This window comes from Rouxiella sp. T17, from assembly GCF_036663475.1.
Lineage (GTDB): Bacteria > Pseudomonadota > Gammaproteobacteria > Enterobacterales > Enterobacteriaceae > Rouxiella.
Map to the genome: position 1 here is coordinate 1 of NZ_JAWUEA010000035.1, position 21773 is coordinate 21773.

17 protein-coding genes are annotated in these 21773 nt (G+C 54.3%); 2 read left to right on the forward strand and 15 right to left on the reverse strand.

Annotated features, from left to right (window positions below; translation table 11 throughout):
- The first annotated feature begins 317 nt into the window (after window positions 1-317).
- Window positions 318-1616 (forward strand): MFS family transporter, encoded by a 1299-nt coding sequence (locus SC206_RS13455; protein WP_332737952.1) that lies wholly within the window; start codon window positions 318-320, stop codon window positions 1614-1616.
- A gap of 110 nt (window positions 1617-1726) precedes the next feature.
- Here SC206_RS13455 and SC206_RS13460 read toward each other — a convergent pair whose 3' ends face one another.
- The 5 genes from SC206_RS13460 to trxC all read right to left on the reverse strand — a co-directional run bounded on the left by SC206_RS13460 (window position 1727) and on the right by trxC (window position 7696).
- Window positions 1727-2062, reverse strand: coding sequence for a YfiM family lipoprotein (locus SC206_RS13460; protein WP_332737953.1), 336 nt, complete (start codon window positions 2060-2062; stop codon window positions 1727-1729).
- A gap of 66 nt (window positions 2063-2128) precedes the next feature.
- A complete protein-coding gene (gene pssA / locus SC206_RS13465) occupies window positions 2129-3484 on the reverse strand; it encodes a CDP-diacylglycerol--serine O-phosphatidyltransferase (RefSeq protein ID WP_332737954.1) in 1356 nt (451 codons plus the stop codon).
- A 181-nt stretch (window positions 3485-3665) separates the two neighbouring features.
- Entirely contained in the window at window positions 3666-6341 is a 2676-nt protein-coding gene (locus tag SC206_RS13470; protein ID WP_332737955.1) for a bifunctional acetate--CoA ligase family protein/GNAT family N-acetyltransferase, read from the reverse strand.
- Window positions 6342-6372: 31 nt separating this feature from the next.
- Window positions 6373-7077 (reverse strand): tRNA-uridine aminocarboxypropyltransferase, encoded by a 705-nt coding sequence (locus SC206_RS13475; RefSeq protein WP_332737956.1) that lies wholly within the window; start codon window positions 7075-7077, stop codon window positions 6373-6375.
- 199 nt (window positions 7078-7276) lie between these two features.
- Entirely contained in the window at window positions 7277-7696 is a 420-nt protein-coding gene (gene trxC / locus SC206_RS13480) for a thioredoxin TrxC (RefSeq protein WP_332737957.1), read from the reverse strand.
- A gap of 308 nt (window positions 7697-8004) precedes the next feature.
- On the opposite strand from trxC, the gene SC206_RS13485 reads away from it, so the two are divergent.
- The gene (locus SC206_RS13485) at window positions 8005-9141 is read left to right on the forward strand and encodes a tRNA/rRNA methyltransferase (RefSeq protein WP_332737958.1); all 1137 of its coding nucleotides are present in this window, start codon (window positions 8005-8007) and stop codon (window positions 9139-9141) included.
- A 113-nt stretch (window positions 9142-9254) separates the two neighbouring features.
- Here the strand turns inward: SC206_RS13485 and emrB are convergent, their stop codons facing one another.
- From emrB to SC206_RS13535, 10 genes are all read right to left on the reverse strand, one after another.
- A complete protein-coding gene (emrB, locus tag SC206_RS13490) occupies window positions 9255-10793 on the reverse strand; it encodes a multidrug efflux MFS transporter permease subunit EmrB (protein WP_332737959.1) in 1539 nt (512 codons plus the stop codon).
- A gap of 17 nt (window positions 10794-10810) precedes the next feature.
- Window positions 10811-12004, reverse strand: coding sequence for a multidrug efflux MFS transporter periplasmic adaptor subunit EmrA (gene emrA, locus SC206_RS13495; protein ID WP_332737960.1), 1194 nt, complete (start codon window positions 12002-12004; stop codon window positions 10811-10813).
- A 26-nt stretch (window positions 12005-12030) separates the two neighbouring features.
- Window positions 12031-13485, reverse strand: a complete 1455-nt coding sequence (locus tag SC206_RS13500) for an efflux transporter outer membrane subunit (RefSeq protein WP_332737961.1) — start codon at window positions 13483-13485, stop codon at window positions 12031-12033.
- 27 nt (window positions 13486-13512) lie between these two features.
- Window positions 13513-14028 (reverse strand): transcriptional repressor MprA, encoded by a 516-nt coding sequence (mprA, locus tag SC206_RS13505; protein WP_332737962.1) that lies wholly within the window; start codon window positions 14026-14028, stop codon window positions 13513-13515.
- A 537-nt stretch (window positions 14029-14565) separates the two neighbouring features.
- Window positions 14566-15768, reverse strand: a complete 1203-nt coding sequence (locus SC206_RS13510; protein WP_332737963.1) for an MFS transporter — start codon at window positions 15766-15768, stop codon at window positions 14566-14568.
- A gap of 238 nt (window positions 15769-16006) precedes the next feature.
- Entirely contained in the window at window positions 16007-17002 is a 996-nt protein-coding gene (proX, locus tag SC206_RS13515; RefSeq protein WP_442976091.1) for a glycine betaine/L-proline ABC transporter substrate-binding protein ProX, read from the reverse strand.
- A gap of 15 nt (window positions 17003-17017) precedes the next feature.
- Entirely contained in the window at window positions 17018-18034 is a 1017-nt protein-coding gene (proX, locus tag SC206_RS13520; RefSeq protein ID WP_332737964.1) for a glycine betaine/L-proline ABC transporter substrate-binding protein ProX, read from the reverse strand.
- 11 nt (window positions 18035-18045) lie between these two features.
- The gene (gene proW, locus SC206_RS13525) at window positions 18046-19281 is read right to left on the reverse strand and encodes a glycine betaine/L-proline ABC transporter permease ProW (protein WP_332737965.1); all 1236 of its coding nucleotides are present in this window, start codon (window positions 19279-19281) and stop codon (window positions 18046-18048) included.
- Window positions 19278-20477 carry a glycine betaine/L-proline ABC transporter ATP-binding protein ProV gene (proV, locus tag SC206_RS13530; RefSeq protein ID WP_332737966.1) on the reverse strand — a complete coding sequence of 400 codons (1200 nt, stop codon included), beginning with the start codon at window positions 20475-20477 and terminating at the stop codon, window positions 19278-19280. Before proV ends, proW begins: the two co-directional genes overlap by 4 nt.
- Window positions 20478-21032: 555 nt before the next feature.
- The gene (locus SC206_RS13535; RefSeq protein ID WP_332737967.1) at window positions 21033-21758 is read right to left on the reverse strand and encodes a response regulator; all 726 of its coding nucleotides are present in this window, start codon (window positions 21756-21758) and stop codon (window positions 21033-21035) included.
- Window positions 21759-21773 lie beyond the last annotated feature (15 nt).

A 21773-nucleotide genomic window follows, 5' to 3' on the forward strand; every position in this document is an offset into this window, starting at 1 on the left:
CCATGCGAGAGTAGGGAACTGCCAGGCATCAAATCAAGGAACAGCCCTAATCGAAAGATTAGGGCTTTTTCTCGTCTATATTCTGGCAAAAAAAACCTATCAAAAACCAAAAAAGGCCCCCGTCTGACGACCGGGGCCTTTTTTGCTGCGCAGAGAACAATTAAACAGTTCAGTATTGCTCGCAAAACATCCTTTTAAAGCCATAAATAAGCAAAAAACCTCGCTTTATCCCCCCTTTTCCTGCTTAACTTAGGATGCATATTGCATAAAAAATCATAAGAAATGACCTAAACTGCGCAAAGCAGGAGATAATAAAAATGACAGAAACTTCTCGTCCAGCGCCACAGAACGTGGCGGATCAAGACAAAAAAAGCCGGATATTTGCCATCGTGGGGGCTTCCTCAGGTAACCTCGTTGAGTGGTTCGACTTTTATGTCTATTCATTTTGCTCGATTTACTTCGCTGCCTCGTTCTTTCCAAGTGGTAACAGCACCACACAGCTGCTGCAAACAGCGGGCGTATTCGCCGCCGGATTCTTCATGCGGCCAATCGGTGGCTGGTTATTTGGCTATATTGCCGATAAACACGGCCGTAAAAACTCCATGCTTATCTCCGTTTGCATGATGTGTGCGGGCTCATTAGTGATCGCCTGTTTACCAACCTATGAGGCGATTGGTAGCTGGGCTCCGGCGTTATTACTGCTGGCGCGATTGTTCCAGGGATTGTCCGTAGGCGGCGAATATGGCACCAGCGCGACTTATATGAGTGAAGTTGCGATTGAAGGACGCCGCGGATTTTTCGCTTCTTTCCAGTACGTTACCCTAATCGGCGGTCAGCTTTTAGCCTTGTTGGTGCTGGTTTGCCTGCAACAGCTTCTCACCGGTGATGAGCTGCGTGCCTGGGGCTGGCGCATTCCGTTTGCCTTGGGCGCGGCGCTTGCCGTGGTTGCGCTATTCCTGCGTCGTTCGTTAAATGAAACTTCTAACAAGGAGACGCGAAACCATAAAGATGCCGGAAGCCTGAAAGGTTTGTGGAAACACAAGAAAGCCTTCCTTATGGTCCTTGGATTCACAGCGGGCGGTTCATTAAGCTTTTATACCTTCACCACGTATATGCAAAAATATCTGGTGAATACGGCGGGGATGGATGCGAAAACCGCCAGCGGAATAATGACGATTGCACTGTTCGTCTTTATGTTATTGCAGCCGCTTGTCGGCGCGCTGTCAGACAAAATAGGGCGTAGAAATTCGATGCTGATATTCTCCGGCTTCGCGACGCTGCTGACTATCCCTATTCTGTATACGCTGCAAAGCGTGACGAGCCCTTATTTAGCCTTCGCGCTCATCGTTATTGCATTGGCCATTGTGACTTTCTACACCTCGATAAGCGGATTATTGAAAGCCGAAATGTTCCCGGCAGAAGTGAGAGCGTTGGGTGTAGGCCTTTCTTACGCAGTAGCTAACGCAGTATTTGGCGGATCGGCCGAATATGTCGCGCTAAGTTTTAAATCGTGGAATATTGAAGAGGTCTTCTTCTGGTACGTTTCTGGTATGAGCCTGATAGCCTTTATAGTCTCGATTAAGCTGCACGCCAGAGGCAAAGAGATCCGCCTTTAGACTTTAGACTTTAGGCTCTAAACTTTAAAACCCGTTATATCCTGTTGTATCTCATTATAAAAAAAGGGCCTCTTCTGGGGCCCTTTTTATTATGAATGACAGCAAATCAATTACTGTTTATGAATTAGCTGATAGGCGCTATATCCGGTCGCTGCGCCTGCAATATCCCAGCTAAAATCTTTCCAGCTCCATCCGCTACCGGCTTCACGACTGTCGTAAAACTCTTTCCCCGCCCCTAAGCCTACAGAAAACAGTAAGCCAAACGATCGGCTCTGTGCCTCGTTTCGCCCCTGATTATTGGCGTAGGCCGTGCCTGCCGCGGCCAAAACTGCTGAAGCGGCAAAGTGCTCGGCTTTATCTTTTCCGGTCCAGCTGTCGTTTGCCCAATGGGTGCAGCCGCTGCAAATCAAAAGTGGAATCAAGGTAAGAGGCAAGAGTCTTCGCATGGCTGGATATTCCCTTGAGATAAGCCAAAAAAAAGCCCGGAGCATAATTGTCCGGGCCTTGCGCGATTACAGAATACGGCTGATAAGTCGATCGATACGAATACGTCGCAGGCGGCGAATAAGCTTACGCACTTTGACCGGATAATTCGGAATGCTTTCGAGCTCCATATAATGCGACACGATATGGGTGTGCTCACGGATATTATCCAGCTCTTGCTGTCTTTGGCTCTGCATCTCTTTATTAGGATCGTGGATAAGAATCGCATTCTCCAGATCGAGACGCCAGGCGCGCGGGTTCAGGTTATTACCCGTAATTAGCTGCCAACGATCGTCCACCCAGATCCCTTTCAGGTGATAGCTGTTTTCACCGTCTTTCCACAGGCGGGCAATAAGTTGTCCGCTGTCGATATAACGCTGCAAACGGCTCAGAAAGCGGCGCAGGTTAATTTCATAGAGATAAGGCAGCGCGCCGATAATTTTAAACGGCTGATCCTGAGGGATATAAAAATCGTTAGCCGTCTTATCGCCGACAATAATTTCTACCTGTTTGCCACGACGCAGCAGACCCATAATATTGCGCGCCAGCAGGGCAGGCATATTAAAGTAAGGCGTGCAAAGCGTGAGTTTCTCGTCGGTGCTGGCCATCAAATGATAAATCGTGCGGTTAAGATCGTTTTGCTTACCCAAACCCACCATCGGCGTTACCGCCAGTTCGTTTTCGGAAGCTGAATCCTTGAAATGGTAGCCCGAGTCACGCAGCGTCTGGCGGAACTGTCGGGTTTCATTTTTGATCTCGGGACTTTTTGGACGATCTTCGCGATCAAGTCGTTGCACCGCCGGCGCATTGAGCAACGATTTGTGAATATAGTTGACCATCGTATCTGCCAATTTGGCGTTGTTCAGCAGGTGATAGCGGTCAAAACGGTATTTGTCGTGACGATGCAGATAGACATCGTTAAGGCTCGCGCCGGAGTAGATTACGCGCTCGTCAACAATGTAACCTTTGAGGTGCAAGACGCCCAGCGCTTCACGGGTATTAACCGGCACGCCGTAGACCGGCACGCTAACGTCAGGATTATCGCTGGCCATTTTACAGTACCAGTCGGCATTGGTATTGGCCGCCGCCGCGCCGATACGGCCACGCTGCGCGCGATGCCAGTCAACCAGCACGCAGACATCCAGCTCCGGACGCTGACGTTTGGCTTCATAAAGGGCCGACAGCACATCTCGCCCGCCGTCATCGTTCTCCAGATACAGAGCGACCAGATAGATCCGTTGGGTGGCGTTGGCAATGACCTCAAGCAGCGTCGTACGGAAATCTGTGGCGCTGTACAGAGTCTGAACAGCATCAACCGATTGGGGGAGTTTAGGCAGTTGAGCAAGATGTTGTTGATGTTTGTTTCGTTTAAATTTAGACAACATCACAGTGCGCTTCTTCTCTCTATAATGAATGGCGATTGCGGTATAACAATTCAAAACAAACCGCACAATCGGTCGATAATACCATTAGTCTCTCCCGATGTGCGCAAGTTTTGCCTGCAAGGCTGTCCTAAAACTGTAACGTCTACCCTGAAAACTGTAAAAATCCAGACATAAAAAGGTCTTATTCTCGGGATGTTGCCGCGTTTGAATCATCTTGAAGCGCAAGCGACAAACTCACGATCCCTTCCGATAACTGAACGTCGACCACAAATCCCAGCTTGCGCGCCAACGCCAGCATGCCGCGATTATTTGGCATGGTAATTCCCGCTAATCGCTGAATGCCGTGCTCGCGCGTGTAGGCAATCATCTTCGACAACAGCCTGCCGCCAAGCCCTAAGCCTTTCAAATCCGAACGCACCAGCACGGAAAACTCGGCGTCGATATTGTCAGGATCCGAGATAGCGCGCGTCACGCCAATGATTTCGATTTCATGGGTTTGCCCGCGAACCGCCACGAAAGCCATTTCTCGATCGTAGTCGATTTGCGTCATGTTCGCCAAATCTTCATGGGTAAATTCGTTGATCTCACTGAAGTAGCGATAGTACAAATCTTCCTTGGTGACCTTCTGAATAAAGGCTTTCAACAGCGGCTCGTCTTCAGGAAGAATAGGGCGGAACAGGCAGGGCGAGCCATCTTTTAGCGTCACTCGTTCTTCAAGCCGCTGCGGATAAGGGCGAATAGCGAGCCGTGACTGAAGCTCGTCACTGTCTGGCGTCAGTTCGAGCGACACGTCGAGCAGCGTCAGCTCGCTACCCGAGGCCAGCAGCGGATGAATCGTCAGCTCGCTGATTTGCGGGCAGTCAATAATCAGGTTGGAAACCTGCACCAGCAGACGACTCAGGGCCGGAATATCCAGTGGCCTCAGCGCGTTACGTTCGCGAATCTTGCCGCTTTTCAGCCCTTGTTGCACCAGATAACCTGCCAACGCCATATTTAACGGCGGCAGCGCCACCACGGCGTGCTGCTCCGGACGCCACTCAATGCCGCCTTCACCCAGCATAATCAGCGGACCAAAGACCTCATCATATTGCACCACGATGCGCAGCTCCTGCGCGCCCGGCCGGTTTGCCATGGTTTGCACCAGCAGCCCGTTGATGGTCGCCTGCGGGAAGGCGCGTTTGGCGCGGTCGAAAATAGCGTCGGCGGCCTGACTCACTTCACTCGGGGTACGCAAATAAAGCATCACGCCCTGCACCTCTGAGTTGTGATCGATGTCGGGCGAGCGCAGCTTGAGCGCCACCGGATAACCGACGCGCCCCGCGATTTCTACGGCTTCGCGACTGTCGCCGGCAATCCAGGTAGGCAACACCGACATGCCATAATCTTTAAAGATTGCCCGCACCTCGTGGGTATCGAGCCTTGTGGTGCCGTCGCGCAAGGCTTGATCGATCAGCCGATGCGCGCCGTCAGTATTTTTATTCAGATCGAGCGGCAAGGAAGGCGTCTCTTTGAGCTGTTTCTGGTTGCGGCGATATTCCACCATGTGCATAAACGCTGTCACCGCGCCTTCGGGGGTGCGATAAGTCGGCAGACCCGCTTCGGTAAACAGCCTGCGCGCGTCGATAGACGAGAACTCGCCGCACCAGTTAGTCAGCAGCGTGACCCGTTTTCCACGCGGATGTTGGCTGATAGCTTCAATCATCTTCTCGGCGGTTATCGTGCCCGGCGAGGCGGCACTAGGCGCGTGAATAATTAACAGCGCGTCATAATCGTGGCTATCTAGCAGCGTAGTAAGCACTGACTTATAAAGCCCGGGGCTGGCGTCATCGTGCAAATCCAGTGGATTACCGACCGTAATGCCTTCCGGCAGCTGTTGGCGCAGACGCTGCGTCAGCTCTTCACCCAATTGTGCGAGCTTGCCGTGACGGCTCAACAGCTGGTCAAGCGCCATCGCCGCCGGTGCCGCGCCATTACTGAGGATAAGTAAGCGCTCACCTCGCAGCGGACGCATGTGGCTCAGCGTTTCAACTGCCGAGAACAGCTCGTGGGTATCCTGTACGCGAAGCAATCCGGCGCGCTGAATGGCGGCGTCATAGGCGGCATCGAGGCTCAACGGACTGTTTAACAATGTCTGTGCCTGCGCGCTGCGTCCGCTTTTGATCACCAAAATAGGCTTATTGCGCGAGGCAGATCGCGAAGCAGAGAGAAAACGGCGGGCATCGCTGACGTGCTCGACGTAGAGCAGAATGGCGCTGGTCTTGCTGTCGCGGGCCAGAAAATCGAGCAGATCGTCGACGTCGATATCCAGACTGTCGCCGAGTGAAATAAAGTAGGAGAATCCGACCGAACGCTGCTGCGCCCAGTCCAGAATCGTGTTGGCGACGGCGGCCGACTGCGAGATAAACGCCAGCTTGCCCGGCAGAATCGGCACCGGCGAGAAGCTGGCATTCAGCCCCAGCCACGGCGCAAGAATGCCTAGACTGTTCGGGCCGAGTAGGCGCATGGCGTAACGCTGCGCCGTGCTTTTGAGTTCGGCAAACTGTTCTTTATGCGAAGAGAGGACGATGACGGTTTTGCAGCCCAGCTCGCCAAGCTGCTCGAGCAGCGGCAAATTGCGATCGGCGCGGGTGCAGATGACCGCCAAATCGGGCGTCATCGGCAGGCTGGCGACATCCCGATAAGCCAGCACGCCGCAGACTGCGCGCCAGGCGGGGGTAACCGGCAGCACCGGTCCCTTGAATCCACCGGCCAATAAATTACGCATCATTAAATAACCGGCGCGCCCGGGTTTATCCGACGCGCCGACAACAGCAATTGATTTTGGACGTAATAAAGCTTCTAACCCACGCTGGCTCATCCTGCCTCCTGTTGATTACCCTAACAGGATTCTAGAGGCTTTCGTCGGAGATTGCTGTGAGTTGATGCACCGGATGATGAGGTTTTCCGGCTAAATAGAGCGTTCTGAAACGTTCGAACAACGCCGACAGGCTTTCCGACGCCGCCACATCGCCCGCTTTTTCGAGCAGCGCCGCCGCCACTTCGACCGTGCAATGCTGATCGGCGCGCGGTGATTCTCGCAGCACGTAACTTGATTTGGCACTCACATCGAGCGAGAAAACGGGCAGGCCGTCGAGATAAGGGCTTTTGCGAAACATTTTGCGCGCCTCATTCCAGGTGCCGTCGAGCATGATAAACAGCGGCGGCTTGCTCTCTGGCGGCAGCGAAGTAAACACCTCGCGCGGCGGCTGGACAAAAGATCCCGGAAATACCACGTAAGCCTGACGCGTCGGATCGGCGATGGCGGCCAGCAATGCGGGGTCAACGTCGGTACGCGACCACATAAACGCCTGCGTTTCCGGCAAAACGTCGGCAATCAGCCTGCCGGTATTGCTCGGCTTGAGCGGCTCGGTATCGAACATCACTAGACAGAATCGGCTGGTGGCTGGCTGGGGCGAAATGTGGCTGCACAGACAGTTGCGTTTCGGCAGCAAACAGCCCTGACAGCGGATCACGCGGGAACCTCGTGCCAGATAGGGGCGAGTGGATTTTGCGAGGCGCTGGGTGCGCAAACGCAGTACGGCATTGTCCGGCATGGCTATTCCTGAACGGTAGGTCCTGAACGGTAAGACCTGAACACAAGGTCCTGAACGATAAAGCGGGCTATTGTAATCGGATGCGCGCCGCACCGATAGTGAGCTTTTCAGGCAGGGAAAAATGAGGATAACGAAACGAGTGAGAAAGGAAATGAAACGGCCCCTCGGACATTGAAGGGGCCGTAGAGCCGGTTATGCGTTACAATGATTCATTAAGCCATTCGTTAAACGGCGCTTTTGGCATCGCACCGCTCAGCTGGTCGACCATTTTACCTTGGTTAAACACCATAATGGTCGGGATGCTGCGAATGCGGTACCGCGCACTCAGCTCGGGTTCGGCTTCGGTATTGATCTTGATAAAACGGACCTTACCGGCGCGCTCGCCCGCGACATCTTCAAAAATCGGCGCGAAGTTAACGCACGGCCCGCACCACGGGGCCCAAAAATCGATGACGACCGGCAGATCGTCCTGCAAATATTTATCGAGCGTTGCCGCGGTTGCATGGACCACTTCGCCCTGAAACAGGGGTTGACCACAGCGGCCACACTTGGCGCCATCGTCAATACGGTCGTCAGGCAAGCGGTTGGTCGCCTGGCATGATGAGCAAATCGTATTCATAGTTTAGCCTCTGCATTTCAGACCGTATCCCGTCACCAGAAACCTGCGCCGGTGGCTAAGATACGAAGATATACGAGCAATTATGGTATTTGCCGCCAATTTGAACAATGCGGTTTATCCAATGAATACGATAGCTTTAGGCTTTTAGAAATTACAGTTTTAGGCTTTTAGAAATAACAGCGCTAGGCTTTTGGCATCGAGTCTTGGACTTGCTAAACATGACAGTTTTAGGCTTTTGGACCAAAGCAGGTGGCTTACCTCGCAGACATCAGGTAATCTTCGCGCCCAGCGCGTAGGTGGAGAGAAAAATGAACGATTCATTCAGTGGTAAGAACGGCAAAGTCAAAGTGATGTACGTCCGCAGTGACGACGACGGCGATAACCGAAATAAAGATAAACGTCCTTCCAACAATAAAGGACGTCCAGGTGATAAAGCTCGCCCGGGTTCCCGTCCCTTTGAAGGTCGCAACAACGAACGTCGCGGTAGCGATTCCCGTGGTGAAGCGCGCGGTCCGGATGCGCGTCGCGGTGACTCACGTCCGAGCCGACCAGCAGGCCGTCCAAACCGTGAAGCTGAAGGAGCTGGATCCTCTTCCCCTTGGGAAAATGCTTCGCCGTGGAAAACCGTTTCCCGCGCGCCTGATGACGAATCAGCGCCGGATCACGGTGGTATCAGCGGTAAAAGCTTTATCGACCCTGAGCAGCTGCGTCGCCAGCGTCAGGAAGAGACCCGCGTTTACGGCGAGAACGCCTGTCAGGCGCTGTTTGCCAGCCGTCCGGACTCAATCGTTCGCGCCTGGTTTGTACAGTCAGTCACGCCGCGTTTCCGCGAAGCGCTGCGCTGGATGGCAGCTAACCGCAAAGCCTATCACGTCGTAGAAGACGATGAGCTGGCAAAAGCGTCTGGCACCGAACACCACGGCGGCGTCTGTTTCTTGATCAAGAAACGTCAGGGTCTGGATGCAGAAACCTATCTGCAAACCGCACCGGCCAAAGACTGTGTACTGGCGCTTGAAAACGTCGGTAACCCGCACAACCTCGGCGGTATCATGCGTACCTGTGCGCACTTTGGTATCAAAGGCATGCTGGTACAAGATCCCGCGCAGCTGGAATCCGGTGCTGCCGTGCGTACCGCAGAAGGTGGCGCCGAGCACATTAAAGCGATCATCGCCGATAACTTTATTGAAGTGCTGGATAACTTCCGCAAGGCCGGTTACACCATCGTGACCACCTCAAGCCACAAAGGGACCGCGCTCGGCAAGGCTGAACTGCCTGCCAAAATGGTGCTGGTGCTGGGTGAAGAGGGCGCAGGTCTGTCTGACAGCGCGTGGCAGCAGGGTGACCTCAACGTCTCCATCGGCGGTACCGGCAAGGTTGAAAGCCTTAACGTCTCCGTCGCGACCGGCATTCTGCTGGCCGACTGGTGGCGTCAGAATCAGGGCTAATCCCCGCCTGATTCTAGAAAGTTTTTAGATAAACTTTTAGAAAGAAAAATAAAAAACGGACGCGTAATAGCGTCCGTTTTTTTTCTGCTATATGCAGTTTCTGCGTTAAAGAATCAGTGCGCGCCACCGCCGTCGCCGCCTGCCGTGAACGGCGCGCGGGCGAACCACACCAGAATCAGCAGTAGAAGGAACACTCCTCCGGCGGCCCAGAATACTTCATTGGCGGAAAGGATCAGCCCCTGATTGGTAATCTGTCTTGCGATATACCCCGACGCCTGCTGGTGGCTCATTCCCATGCCTTCAAGTTGGGAATAGGCCTGCTGCGCCGCCGGATTAAACGGCGTAACGCTTTCCGTCAGGTGCGCGTGGTGCAGCGATTCGCGGTTGCTCCACATGGTGGTGGTGATCGAGGTACCGATCGAGCCCGCCAGCGTTCGGGTAAAGTTCGACAAGCTGGAAGCCGCCGCCATGCGCGAAGGCGGTAAGCCGGATAAAATTATCGTTATCAGCGGCATAAAGAAGCAGCCGACCGCGAAACCCTGAATAAACTGCGGCCACGCCGAGGCGCCAAAGTCCATTCCCGGCTCGAACGTATAAGCACGCCAGTAGAAACACACCGCATACATAATGAAGCTGAATGTAACCAGCCAGCGCATATCGAGACGGTGGGCAAAGCGGCCGATAATCGGCGACATCAACACCGGCAGGATCCCGACCGGTGCCGACGCCAGCCCCGCCCAGGTTGCCGTATAGCCAAATACCTCCTGCAATAACTGCGGCAATAGCACGATCGAGCCGAAGTAGAGCATGTAGGCGAGGCTGATACACAGCGTGCCGATGGTGAAGTTACGCGATTTAAACAGCGAGAGATCGACAATCGGGTTGTCGTCGGTCAGCTCCCAGACAATCAGGAACGCCAGCGCCACCACCGCGACAATGGTCAGGATGATTATCTCCGGCGAGTTAAACCAGTCCAGCTCCTTTCCTCGGTCGAGCATGACCTGCAAACAGCCGATACCCAGCACCAGCAGCACCAGCCCAACACTGTCGATTGGCCGGATTTGCGTCTCGGTTTCACGCCCCTTCAGCGTTCTCAACGTCAGCAACACCACGGCAATGCCGATAGGAATGTTGATAAAGAAGATCCAGCCCCAGTGATAGTTGTCGCTGATATAGCCGCCCAGAATCGGACCGCAAATCGGCGCGACGATCACCGTCATCGACCACAGCGCCAGCGCGGTACTTCGCTTGGCGGGGGGATAGTTGTTGAGCAGCAAACTCTGCGACAGCGGAATTAGCGGACCCGCCACCAATCCCTGAATCACGCGGAAGAAAATCAGCATTTCCAGACTGTTGGAGATGCCGCACAGCCACGAGGCGAGGGCAAATAGCCCCGTCGCCCAGAGAAACAGCCGCACTTCGCCGATACGTTTTGCCAGCCAGCCGGTGATCGGAATCGAGATGGCGTTGGCGACCCCGAACGAAGTAATAACCCAGGTGCCCTGCGAGTTCGAGGCGCCGAGATTACCGGCAATCGTTGGAATAGCCACGTTGGCGATGGTCGAATCCAGCACCTGCATAAAGGTAGCCATCGCCAGCGCCACCGTCATCCAGGCCAGCGGCGCGCCCGTTAGCGGTTTTCTATCAGCCACGATGGCCTCCGAAGCACTTAGCCCGCATTGGCGTGAATAACCTCGTTGATAATGGCATCAACCGGGGCCAGATTCAGCGTCAGCGCCGAGCTCTGATACAGCGGCTCGGTGCGCACCTTATCGGCGAGAATCAGTCCGTCGAGATTTTGAGTGTCGACTTTAACCAGCGTCGACAGGCCAATCCGCAGCGGATGCTGTCTCACTTCGTTGTTATCCAGCTCGATACGGACTGGAAGACGCTGCACCACCTTGATCCAGTTACCCGTGGCGTTTTGCGCAGGCAGCAGCGAGAACGCGCCGCCGGTGCCCATGTCCATGCCCACGACTTTGCCGTGATAGACGATGTCGTCGCCGTAAATATCGCTGACCACGGTCGCCGACTGGCCGATACGCATATTCGCCAGCTGGGTTTCTTTAAAGTTGGCATCGACCCAGACGTGATCGGCAGGCACGACGGCCATCAGCGCCGTGGCCGGATTGATCTGCTGACCCACCTGCACGCTGCGACGGGAAACATAGCCATCGACCGGGCTGACGATTTTGGTTCGTTGCAGCGAAAGCCAGGCATCACGCACCTGCGCGGCGGCCTGCAATACCTGCGGCTGCTGGGCCACCGGCGTATTCAGCACCATTGCCTGATTGGCGTTTAACTGCTGGACCGCCACGTCGAGCTGGGCCTTGGCGCTGTCGACGGCGTCGTGGGCGTGTTGCAAATCTTCACGGCCGATAGCATCGACTTTGCCGAGAATGACGCGGCGTTTGAGATCCGCCTGCACCTGATTCAGCTGAGTCTGACGCAGCGCCACGTTGGCCTGATACTGCTTGCTGTTAATCACCATCTGATGCGTTTGACGCACGCTGTTTGCCAGCGCGGTTTTGGACCTTTCGAACGCCTGCTCGGCATCGGTTGGGTCCAGCACCACCAGCGTATCGCCCTTTTTGACGAAATCGGTGCTGTCGAAATTAACGTCGGTGACGCTGCCCGAAACCTGCGCCATAACCTGTACCTGATTGCCCGCCACGTAGGCGTCATCGGTTTCCTGAAAATGACGCAGCACCAGGAACCAGTAGATCAGATAGGCAATGCCGATAATGATAAAAACGCCCGTCAGAATGAGCAACGCGACTTTGCGCGATCGCTTTTTCTTGCTGACAGGTGGCGGGGTCGGCTGTTGAACCTCCGCTGGTTGAACTTCCGCGTTTGCGCTCATGATTTTCTCCACGCTGGGTCTTGTTATTATGCTTTTGAGTCCGCCGTTGGGGCCTGATAACCGCCGCCCAACGCCCGAATTAAACCGATTTTTGCCTGCAACACATTGCTGGCCGCGGTCAGCGCCGCCTGCTGTTGCTGCAATAATGCCGCCTGACTGGTCAGCAGCTGGTCGCGGCCAATCGTGCCTGCGGAATAGCGCGCATTGGCGACGCGATAGACTTCCTGCAAGGATTTTTCGGCAGATTGCGACTGTTGCAGCTGCGCGGCCGAGCTTTTCTGCAAGGTCAGGGCATCGGCGGTTTGTTGAATCGCGGTTAACAGCGTCTGGTTATAGGATTCGACGGACTGGTCATACAGCGCCGACTCTTCGCCCAGCTTGCTGCGTAACGCGCCCGCGTGGAAAATCGGCAGGGAGATGGCAGGGGCAATATTCCAGGCCTGACTGGCCGCTTCGAGCAAATTCGGGCTGGTATTGCCGTAATTAGTGGTGCTAAGCCCTGCAAACGCGCTGATCGACAGACTTGGGTAGAACTCTTTTTTCGCGGCGGCGATGCGCTGAGAATAGGATTCGACCAGCTCGCGCTGCGCCACGATATCGGGGCGTTTTCCCAGCACGTCGAGAGTCAGTGCGCCTTTCGGTGCCAGCAAATCGTCGCCGGGCAGCGCAACGGCGTGCAGCGAATTCATCGCGTCAGCCCCTCTGCCCGCCAGCGCGGCCAGCTGATGTTTCTGCTGATCAATCTGCGCCTGCAACTCAATAATCTGCTGCTTGGCACTGTCGGCCTGCGCCTGCGTTTGCTGAGGAATATCAACGCCGTACACGCCCGCCTGATACTGCGCTTTACGCAAATCGGCTAAACGCTGGTTGTTATCCACTTCCTGCTGCAACACTTTTTGAACCGCAAAGTTGGCCTGCAGCTGGTAATACGTAGCGACCACGGAGCTAGAGAGCGACAGCGCCGCCTGTGTCTGCTCGGCACGTGCGGAATCGACCTGCGCGTTCGCGGCATTCACCTGATTGCGGTATTTTCCCCACCAGTCAAATTCGTAGCTGAGATTCAGACCCAGATTATTGGTGGTTTCATACAGTGGCGTTGCGGGATAGCCGCCAAGAAACGGCTGATAGGTGTTCTGCGAGATTTTCTGTCGATTGCTTGATGCATTCAAGTCGAGATAGGGACCGTTGGCCGCATTGGCTTCACCCGCCACGCTTTGCGCTTCACGCACGCGCGCCGCTGCCTGTCGCAATGAAGGCGAATTTTGCAGGGTTTGCGTCATCAGATTATCGAGCTGCGGGTCTTGCAAACCGCGCCACCACTGTGGGCTGATGGCGAGCGAGCTGACTTTTTGCGACGTCAGCCCAAGCTGCTGGTGGTCCAATAATTTGGACTGCGGCGCAATATTATTGCTGGAGGCGCAACCCGCCAGCAACATCACGACGAACAGCGGAGTACATCTCCAGCTGACTGGGAGGGACATGGATTAATTACCTGAACAAGTACTCGGTTAGGAAATCGAGCCTGCATCCATTTGATCGAGACGCGTCAACAGCTTGCGCGTTAAGGCTTCGAGCTGCTGCTGTTCTTCGAGTTCGAGCGTGGACCAAAGGAAATGCAAACTCTTATGCTGAGGTGGCAACAGTTTCTGAATAAAGGCTTCGCCGTCTGCCGTCAGGTGCAAATGCAGGCAGCGACGGTCGTTGTCGCTCTCACGTCGTTCAATCCATCCGCGCTTTTCCAGCTCGTCGGCAATACGGGTCGCGTTAGTACGAGATGAGCCTAACGCCGCACTCAGTTCAGAAGGTTGAATGCTGTGTGTTTCCCGCGCATCCAGGGTAATCAGCGCCATAAACAGCGTTTCGTTAATTCCCTGTGCCTTGAGCATTTTGTTTCTATTTTCAAGCAGTTTGCTGTGCATGTGCATGCACAAACGGGTTAGCAGAATCTCCTGATACGGGAAATCTTTCTGCTTTTTAGCACGAAAATTCAACATGTGTTCAATAGGTGCGAATGAACTTTCCATCGTAAGAAACCTCATTAGTTACATTTGAGATAGTAACCAGTGTAATTAATAATATCAATGTCATAAGCCCGTAAATAGTTAGCTATTCGTGTGGTCTTAAAACGGCTGTGTAAAAGTCATTTTTCGTTTGCCAAACAAGAGGGTATTGACCCGCTTGGGAGTAAAATCCGGGCTGGACAAACGATTGCGCAGAAAAGTAGAGACAAACGGCGCAGGGGTAAGGAAAACGCGAGTTTTATCGCGCTTGACCTAAAGGTAAAAGCGGGAGAAAAGTGACCGAAGAAATTCGGCAGGCTATCGAAGTCACGTGCTGCGAAGGGCGACGCAGCAGGTGCTGAAGCATATTCAAAGGCTATTTTGCTGTGCATAAGAAGTTTATTGCTAAATAAAATCAATATGTTTCGTTAGCGTATAGTTTATGCAAAAAATAATATCAGACTGTTAGTAGTCTTTATACCCTTTGGTTCAAAAAAATTTCACCCTTAATTATATGCCTGCTAATCAGAGGCGTGATTATCACGCCTTCATTGGTTTAAATTAGCCAATCTTATGTTTGTGGCCCAGCAGCCAAATCAGCAGATTGATGATGCAGAAGATAGCACCTGCGGCACAGACGCCGTACCAGCCGGCCATTTGAAACGCCGAGGCCGAAACCAGTGAACCCATGGCGCCGCCGATAAAATAGCTGGTCATGTAGCCTGCGGTCAGGCGATTTCGCGCTTCGGGCATCGATTTGTAAATCACGCTTTGGTTGGTGATGTGGACGCCCTGCACGCAGAGGTCGAGCACGATAATGCCGACCACCAGCGAAAGAATGGCGTGCGCGCCGTAGGCCACCGCAATCCACGACAGCAGCAGTAAAATCAGGCCCCACGTGGTGGTCAGCTTGGCTTTACCTTTATCCGCCAGATGTCCGGCACGGGTTGCCGCCAGCGCGCCCGCCGCGCCGACCAGCCCAAACAGGCCGATCACGCCTTCCGAATAGCCGTAATTCGGACCCGCCAGCAGGAACGCCATCGAGGTCCACAGCGCCGAAAAGTTGGCAAAAATAAACATGCCAATCAGCGCGCGGGTGCGTAAAACCGGGGTGAAGAAGAAGAGGGTGAAAATAGACTTCATCAGCTGCGCATAGTTAAGGTGCGTTTGCTGTTTATGCTGCGGCAGCTTGCGCCACAGCACGACGGCCATGATCACCATCAGCACGCTGGCGACCCAGTAAACCGTGCGCCAACCGCCCAGCGAAGCCAGCAATCCGGCGACAGTACGCGCCAGCAGAATTCCCAGCAGCAGTCCCGACATGATCATGCCGACGATTTTCCCGCGACGAGCCGGTTCGGCCAGCGTGGCGGCCAGCGGCACCAGCACCTGCGCCACGACAGAAAAGAGTCCGGTGAGCGCGGTGCCGACCAGCATCATGGTAATCGAGGTCGAATTGGCGGTAATCAGCAATCCGGCCGCCGCGAGTAGGGTCATCACCACAATCAGGGTGCGACGTTCAAACATATCGCCGAGCGGCACCAGAAACAGCAGCCCCATGGCATAGCCGAGCTGCGCGGTGGTCACGATAAATCCGGCCTGATTGACCGACAGATGAAAGGCGCGGGCGATGGTTTCCAGCAGCGGCTGAGCATAATAATTACTGGCGGCCGCCAAACCGGTGGCGACGGCCATCAGCACGATAAGGCCCGGACTCAAGACCGACTGAGTTTTTGTTGTAGAGGCGTGAGGTGAGGTTGTCATAGGATTCGATTTATTTGATTAAAAGAAGATTCGTTTCGTTTGATTAAAATTGTGCTGCAATTTCCGCCCAATAGTATCCTTTAGTTAAAACTAATAAACCAATTGATAATTATCACCTAAAGCAATCCTTCCGTTATAAGGCGGGAAACGAGAGGGATGAAGAGAAGAAAAAGGCCCGAAGTTTCCTCCGAGCCTTGTCGTGCTTTTTGTCAGCCAGTTTTGAGTACGCTTGGTGAGCTTACTTGGCTGCCGCCGCGGCCTCGTTGATCCAGCCGTCGAAGGTCGCCTGATGCGCCTTGATCCAGCCGTTGGTCTGCGCGTCGATATCTGCTTCAGAACTTTGACCCGCGTGCATCGCGTTATTCTGGGCATTAATGTCCGCCAGCGGCAGTTTCATGATGGCAAACAGCTTGGCCGCCGCCGGATTGGCCTGCGCCCATTTCAGGTTCGCCACGATGTGCATGGTGTTCACCGGGAAGCCGTAATTTCTTCCGTTCGGCAGCTTGGTGTCGCCTTTGTCATCACCAGGCACCACGGAGAACGGCACTTGCAGCCAGACGGTATCTTTGCCCGGCACCAGCACGTTGCTGACCCAGTAAGGCGTCCAGGTGTAATAGAGAATCGGCTTGCCTTCTTTATAACGGGTCATTGTGTCGGCGATCATGGCTGAATAGTTGCCCTGATTATGCTGCACGGTGTCGCTCAGACCATAGGCTTTGACCTGCGCGTTAATCACCGTTTCACAACCCCAACCCGGCGCACAGCCAGTAAGATCGGCCTTGCCGTCGTTATTGGTATCAAACAGCTTGGCGATTTTTGGATCTTTCAACTGCTCGATGTTGGTGATGTGATACTGCTGGGCGGTTTTCTTGTCGATCAAATAACCCTGCGCCGCGCCGTTGACATAGGTGCCCTGACGATAAAACGTTTTGCTGCCACCGGCGGCGTTGTACATGTCGTCGTGCAGCGGCGCCCAGTTGGCGGCCATAAAGGTGCCATCGCCTTCTGCAATCGTGGTGTAGCCGACGTTATAATCGACTTCACGAATCGGCTGAACGGTGTAGCCCAGCTTCTCCAGCGCCTTGTCGACCAAAATAGTCTGAAACGCCTCTTCGCTGATGGTGCTTTGAATCGGGGTGACGGTTACGCCTTTGCCCGGCAAATCAGCCGCATAAACGGAACTTACGCCAAAGGTAGAAAGGGCAGCCAGTGCCAGAATCGAATGTTTCATCATTATTATCCTTAATTATTATTTTTTAGCCGCGGCGGTGGCGGTAGCAATCCAGCCGTCGAAGGTCGCCTGATGCGCCTTGATCCAGCCACTGACCTGCGCCTGAATATCTTCGGCTGAAGCTTTGCCGTTGTGCATGCTGAGGTTTTGCGCATTAACATCGGCCAGCGGCAGCTTCATGATGGCGAACAGTTTGGCGGCAGCCGGATTGTCAGCGGCCCACTTTTTGTTCGCCACAATGTGCTCGTTATTCACCGGGAAGCCGTAGTTTTTGCCATCTTTCAGCGTGGTATCGAGATCTTTCTGCGAGCCGGCATTGGCCGAGAACGGTACGGTCAGCCAGAGAACGTCTTTGCCCGGTTTCAGCACGTTGCTGACCCAGTAAGGCGTCCAGGTGTAGTAAAGCACCGGCTTGCCCGCGTGATAACGCGAAAGCGTGTCGGCCATGATCGCCGCATAGTTGCCGGAATTCTGCTGCACCGTGTTGCCTAAACCGTAGGCTTTGATTTGCGCGTCGATCACCTGCGCGCAGCCCCAGCCCGGTTCGCAACCGACCATGTCGGCCTTGCCGTCGCCGTTGGCGTCGAACAGTTTCGCAAGCTTGGGATCTTTCAGCTGCGACAGGTCGTGGATGTGATATTTGTCGGCGGTTTTCTTGTCGATCACATAACCCTGCGCCGCGCCGCTGATAAAGGTGCCCTGACGATAGAATTTGTCAGTGCCACCGGCGGCGTTAAACATGTCGGTTTGCAGGGGATCCCAATTTACCGCCAGATAGGTGCCGTCGCCGCTGGCAATCGTGGTGTAAGCCACGTTGTAATCCACCTCGCTGGTCGACTGCACGTCGTAACCCAGCGTTTGCAGCGCGCGGTTCACCAGCTCAGTCTGGAAAGACTCTTCCGCCAGCGTGCTTTGCAGCGGCTTGACCACTACGCCTTTGCCAGGCAAATCGGCCGCCATCGCCTGCGCGCCGGTCAGCGCGCTTAACGTCAGCGCCAGCAGGCCGCCGTTGCGTAAATTCATGATTTTATTCATCGCGGTCATCCTCAGGCTTTTTTAACAAAAGGCTTGGTGAGCAGGCCGATTGGGCCGTGCGTGTACCAGCGATGCACGCCTTTACTGCGGCGGTCGCGGCCTAATGCCTGCGTCAGACGGTCGAGGATAATCGCCAAAATCACGATCCCCACACCGCCGATAGAGGCGAGACCCATGTCGAGACGACCAATGCCACGCAGCACCATCTGACCCAAACCGCCAACGGCGATCATCGAGGCAATCACGACCATCGACAGCGCCAGCATCAACGTCTGGTTAATACCCGCCATAATGGTCGGCATCGCCAGCGGCAGCTGAACTTTAAACAGCATCTGGCTCGGGCTGGATCCAAACGATTCGGCCGCTTCAATCAGATCTTCAGGCACCTGATTGATCCCGAGGATCGTCAAACGCACAATCGGCGGCAGGGCAAAGATAATGGTGACCACCACGCCCGGCACGTTACCGATACCAAACAGCATGACGATCGGCACTAGATAAACAAACGCCGGCGTGGTCTGCATTGCATCGAGCAGCGGACGGATAATCTTGGCCGCGCCCTTGCTGCGCGCCAGCCAAATCCCCAAGGGGAGGCCGATGAGCACGCAGAAGAACAGCGACGTCAGCACCAGTGCCAGCGTGACCATCGCCTGCGACCAGGCACCGATGGCGCCAATAATCACCAGCGACACCAGCGTGGTGACGCCCATGCCAACGCCCGCCATCTGCCAGGCGATCAGTGCGAAAATGATGATGGCCAGCGGCGCGGGCAGGGCTTCGAGGCCGTGCTGAAAACCGCTAAGCACGAAATCAACCGGCACGCGGATGCCCTGAAATACCGGACGAAAATGCGCAACCAGCCAGTCGATACCGACCGTAACCCAACGATCGAGCGGGATAAGCGTGTTGTGGAAAGGGTCGAGAATATTGAAATGCTGATGCTGCTCGGGCGCAACGTTGAGCCAGCTGTCGCTGCTCGACGCGGCGGCGTGATGGGCGGCGTCGGGCGTGCTGGTGGCCGCATCGCTGCCGCTGGTCGTCGCGCCACTGTTATCGGCGCTCCACGGATCGCTGGCGGCATCGGTTGTCGTTGGCGCCTGCGTTGCGTCGGCGCTGCCTGCACCCCAAGGATCACTGGCCGCATCGGCGGCCTGCGCGGCCTGTGCGTGCTGAATGACTTGTGAATCAATGACCTGTGGATCAAAAGTCTGCGGATCACTCAAACTATTTTCTACTGATAGACTCATTCTGTTGCCCCTTCTTTATCCAACGCCTGAAGCAGCATGGCCTTGGAAATAATGCCGATATAGTTGTTCTCTTCACACACCACGGGTACGGCGCAAGGCGCTGCGGCGACCAGCGAAATCAGTTCGCTGAGCGGCATGTCGGCCGGTACCGGTGCCGGTAATTCCAGCAGGGCGCTGTCGAGTGGAAGATTGTCTTTGAGTGCGCGTTTCAGAGAATCCGACGAGACGACGCCGATAAATTTCTGACCACGTTCAAGGACATAACCATATTCGCGATCTTCATCTTCGAGCAGCTTGAGCGCGGCGCGAGGACCAAAACCGGGGGTTTTACGGATAAGCGTGACCGGACGACGACGGGCGATATCTTTCGCGCTGAATACCTGACTGATATCCACGCCGCGGAAGAAGGTGCGCACATAATCGTTGGCCGGATTATTCAGAATCTCTTCCGGCGTGCCGACCTGAATCACCTCGCCGCCCTGCATAATGGCGATGCGATCGCCGATACTCATGGCTTCATCCAAATCGTGAGAGATGAAAACAATGGTGCGCTGATGTTTTGACTGCAGTCTTACCAGCTCGTCCTGCATTTCGGTGCGGATGAGGGGATCAAGCGCGGAGAAGGCTTCATCCATCAGCAGAATGTCGGGATTATTGGCCATCGCACGGGCAAGACCCACGCGCTGACGCATCCCGCCGGAGAGTTCGTCGGGGTAGGAGTGAGCATAATTCTCGAGCCCGACCTGACGCAGCGCGTCGAGCGCTTTCTCGTTACGTTCCGCCGTTGGCACGCCCGCCAGTTCCATGCCGAAGCCGGTATTGGCGAGCACGGTGAGGTGAGGCATCAGGGCAAAGGACTGGAACACCATGCTGATTTTGCTTCTGCGCACCTGACGCAGCTTGGCGTCGGAAATTTTGGCAATATCTTCGCCGTCAATCAGCACTTCGCCACGGGTTGGTTCTATCAGACGATTGAGAAGGCGTACCATGGTGGATTTTCCGGAACCGGAAAGCCCCATGATGACAAAAATCTCGCCTTCTTCAATGGCCAGACTGGCGTTCTTGACACCAAGTGACAGACCCGTTTTCTCGAATATTTCCTCTTTTCCCTTGCCTGCATCAATCAATTTAAAGGCTCGCTGGGGATGCTCGCCGAAGACTTTATATAAGTTCTTAACTTCGATTTTAATTGCCATGCAATTTTTCGTTTCCTTGGTCGTATTTTACATACTGTTATTTGGATGAATGTTATAGAAATTTCCTGTTAACGGAATATCGAACGGCCTATACCCTACCACAGCTAGAATCTGAGACAAGTCTCACCAAATTTGCCCAATAATTAGGAGGCTTCCCATTATTAAGTCAAATTTTCGCTCTCAGGCCTTGTAGCTTAAGGGATATTTGCATGCAGGAAGCGACAATTAAATTTTGTAATATATTTCTATTGCTCGTTACTGGTAGGGCTAATTTCCCAAGGAAAATAGAAACAATATTTACAGTTTATTTATCTGTTTTTATTGGGTTTTATCTCGATGTTGCGAGGCGGTTTTTTTCGCTGTAAATATTCGTGATATAAGAAAATTCGCTATTTTCAATTTTCATGACGTCGTTCGCGAATTGATTATATTTGAATGGATGGAATAGGGCGGAAATAGGGCGAGAATAATAGAGGGGAATACAGGCGTGAATACGGTCGAGATAGCCACGAAAATAGGGTTCGAAAACGATAATTCAGCGGCGGAAATACGCCGCTAATTTGTGCCTAATTCATCAGAATGCTGCGACGAATTTGCCATGCGGTACAGACGTCGCGGATGGCCGATATTTCCGTAAAGCATCTCGACGCAAATGAAGCCCGTTTCGACGCAGTATTCCAAATAACGGCGGCCCGTGGTTTTGCTAATCCCGACCTGTTCCACCACCTGATCCACCGACCAGTTACGGGCGGGATCGCGGGTGAAAACCTGCCGCACCAGTTCCAGCGTATTCGGCTCGATGCCCTTTGCCAGCGGGGCCTGCGGCTGTTCGCTGCCCGGCAGATTAAACAGCTTGTCGAGACTCTGCTGGTCGAGCGTTTTCACCTGCCGCAGCGTTTGCGTCAGCTGCAAAAAGCGCGTCAGCGAACTCTGTAAACGGTGGAAAGAAACCGGCTTGATAATGTAGTCAAACGCGCCCGCCCGCATCGCCTGACTGCAGGTGGTCATGTCGCTGGCGGCGGTGATAAAAATCACGCTACAGTCGAGGCGCTTGAGCAGCGAGGAATTGATCAGCTCGATGCCCTGTCCGTCGGGCAAAAAATTGTCGAGCAACACGAGCCGAGGCTGATACTGTTCGAGCAACTTTTTGGCCTGCGCCAGCGTCGGCGCAATGCCCACGACCCGCAGGTTAAAATTCTGCTCGATAAATTCGCGATGCAACACGGCGAGATGGCTTTCATCCTCGACGATCAACACGTCCAGGGAACTGTAATGGCTCATGGCAAACTCTTCATA

Coding starts and splice junctions, on each gene's coding strand:
- SC206_RS13470 (WP_332737955.1), bottom strand. CDS start 6,341: ATGAGCCAGCGTGGGTTAGAAGCTTTATTACGTCCAAAATCAATTGCT.
- SC206_RS13510 (WP_332737963.1), bottom strand. CDS start 15,768: ATGACAACCTCACCTCACGCCTCTACAACAAAAACTCAGTCGGTCTTG.
- SC206_RS13485 (WP_332737958.1), top strand. CDS start 8,005: ATGAACGATTCATTCAGTGGTAAGAACGGCAAAGTCAAAGTGATGTAC.
- emrA (WP_332737960.1), bottom strand. CDS start 12,004: ATGAGCGCAAACGCGGAAGTTCAACCAGCGGAGGTTCAACAGCCGACC.
- pssA (WP_332737954.1), bottom strand. CDS start 3,484: ATGTTGTCTAAATTTAAACGAAACAAACATCAACAACATCTTGCTCAA.
- mprA (WP_332737962.1), bottom strand. CDS start 14,028: ATGGAAAGTTCATTCGCACCTATTGAACACATGTTGAATTTTCGTGCT.
- proX (WP_442976091.1), bottom strand. CDS start 17,002: ATGATGAAACATTCGATTCTGGCACTGGCTGCCCTTTCTACCTTTGGC.
- proW (WP_332737965.1), bottom strand. CDS start 19,281: ATGAGTCTATCAGTAGAAAATAGTTTGAGTGATCCGCAGACTTTTGAT.
- SC206_RS13535 (WP_332737967.1), bottom strand. CDS start 21,758: ATGAGCCATTACAGTTCCCTGGACGTGTTGATCGTCGAGGATGAAAGC.
- proX (WP_332737964.1), bottom strand. CDS start 18,034: ATGAATAAAATCATGAATTTACGCAACGGCGGCCTGCTGGCGCTGACG.
- SC206_RS13460 (WP_332737953.1), bottom strand. CDS start 2,062: ATGCGAAGACTCTTGCCTCTTACCTTGATTCCACTTTTGATTTGCAGC.
- SC206_RS13475 (WP_332737956.1), bottom strand. CDS start 7,077: ATGCCGGACAATGCCGTACTGCGTTTGCGCACCCAGCGCCTCGCAAAA.
- SC206_RS13500 (WP_332737961.1), bottom strand. CDS start 13,485: ATGTCCCTCCCAGTCAGCTGGAGATGTACTCCGCTGTTCGTCGTGATG.
- trxC (WP_332737957.1), bottom strand. CDS start 7,696: ATGAATACGATTTGCTCATCATGCCAGGCGACCAACCGCTTGCCTGAC.
- SC206_RS13455 (WP_332737952.1), top strand. CDS start 318: ATGACAGAAACTTCTCGTCCAGCGCCACAGAACGTGGCGGATCAAGAC.
- proV (WP_332737966.1), bottom strand. CDS start 20,477: ATGGCAATTAAAATCGAAGTTAAGAACTTATATAAAGTCTTCGGCGAG.